The organism is Streptomyces sp. BK79 (assembly GCF_044142145.1).
GTDB lineage: Bacteria > Actinomycetota > Actinomycetes > Streptomycetales > Streptomycetaceae > Streptomyces.
The window spans coordinates 1-1556 of the sequence record NZ_JBHVOC010000072.1 but is presented as its reverse complement, the minus strand read 5'-3'; the positions used below and the strand labels follow the sequence as shown (position 1 = coordinate 1556).

The window sequence follows — 1556 nt, the reverse complement described above, 5'->3', positions numbered from 1 at the left end:
AGACCTCGTCTTGATTGGCTGCGATAGTGGGGTCGCGCGAGGTCGTGGACCTGGGTGGTTCCTCTGGGCCCTCGGTCAGATTGTGTCGGCAGTGCCGAGTGGACGATCATGCGTCGATGGACATGGGCTACTGGGCGGTGCTCGCGGACTCGGAGCGGGAGCAGTGGGATTACGTTCCCTGCCAGACGGTTGGGCCGCTGAGCTTCGGAGACCATCGACATGATGTGGTAGCGATCATGGCGGGGCATGGCTTTGCTGCCGAGGAAAGTGAGATTGAGCGGTGGAGTCCGCAACGGGCTCAGTGGCGCGTGGAGTTTCGCAGGGCCGAGTGGGACAAGCATCGCCCTGCTGTGAAGTGCTACTTCGTCGAAGACGTGGGCTTGACCTGTGTGCTCGTCGATGGGCTGCGCGGTCCCCAGGTCATCTGCGAGGGGGTCCGCCTGATCGGCCGTGTGCCGTCGGAGCTGGACGCGGAGATGGAGGCGTGCGCTGTTGAACGTAGTTTGGGTATCTCGTATTGCCTCACGGGCGACCTGTGCTGGCCCGGCTTCGAGTTCGATCGGGGCGGGCAGCGCGCTGGCGATACGGTCCTGAGTTGGGCATCGTTCTTCAACACGGGAGAGATCGCGGGCAGCTCCTGGGACATCACTCCCGCAGAGGTCTGGCACCACTGGTAGATCGCCCCTGGCGCTGGGCCGCGGGGAAGGCGAGCCTCATCGGATGAGTCGGCGGTAGCAGATGAGGGCGCTGGCGATGCCGACGAAGGCAAGGAAGTGCTCGGCCGTGCGCTCGTAGCGGCGGTGCAGACGGCGGCAGCCGTTCAGCCAGGACATCGTGCGCTCGACCACCCAGCGATGCCGGCCCAGACGGCCGGACGGCTCGATGCCGCGGCGGGCGATGCGTGGCACGATCTGTCGACGGCGCAGCCAGCCGCGCAGGTGGTCGAAGTCGTAGCCCTTGTCCGCGTGGAGTTTGGCCGGGCGGCGGCGCCGGGGCCCGTGGCGGGAGCGGATCGGAGGGATGCCGCGCATCAGCGGTATCAGGGCCTGGCTGTCGTGGAGGTTGGCGCCGGAGATGCCCACCGAGATCGGCAGCCCGTTGCGGTCGCAGATGACGTGGATTTTCGACCCGAGCTTGCCGCGATCTGTCGGATTCGGTCCAGTCAGCGGCCCCCTTTGACCGCCCGGACACTGGCCGAGTCGATCGCGCAGCGCGACCAGTCCAGCTCGCCGCTCCCGCCGAGCCGGTCCAGCACCACCCGGTGCAGCTTGGCCCACACCCGGGCCGTGGACCAGTCGGTGAAGCGGCGGTGGACCGTCTGCCAGGAGGCGCCGAAGATCGGCGGCAGTTGCCGCCAGGTGCAGCCCGAGGTGGCGACGAAGATAATCGCGGCCAATACCGCGCGGTCATCGCACCGCCGCCGGCCCCCACCTTGGGCACGTACCGGCGGCTCTGGCGCCACCGTCTGGAAGATCTCCCACAGCCCGTCCGGCACCAGCCGCTCAACTATGTCCATGCCAGGTCAACGAGCTACAGCCAATCGAGACACCGTCTAA

The 1556-nt window shown here is 67.4% G+C and carries 2 protein-coding genes; one reads left to right on the top strand and one right to left on the bottom strand.

Annotated features, from left to right (window positions below; all coding sequences use genetic code 11):
- Window positions 1–116: 116 nt before the first annotated feature.
- Window positions 117–677, top strand: a complete 561-nt coding sequence (locus tag ACFIF2_RS35805) for a hypothetical protein (protein WP_395577472.1) — start codon at window positions 117–119, stop codon at window positions 675–677.
- Between the two features lie 36 nt (window positions 678–713).
- Here the strand turns inward: ACFIF2_RS35805 and ACFIF2_RS35800 are convergent.
- A protein-coding gene (locus ACFIF2_RS35800; RefSeq protein WP_395577471.1) for an IS5 family transposase occupies window positions 714–1516 on the bottom strand; the annotation gives its coding sequence in 2 pieces (ribosomal slippage) (window positions 714–1165 and window positions 1165–1516; 804 coding nt in all).
- Window positions 1517–1556 lie beyond the last annotated feature (40 nt).

What these genes read in the sequence shown, in the direction of transcription:
- ACFIF2_RS35805 (WP_395577472.1), top strand. Translation starts at nt 117, where the DNA reads ATGGACATGGGCTACTGGGCGGTGCTCGCGGACTCGGAGCGGGAGCAG.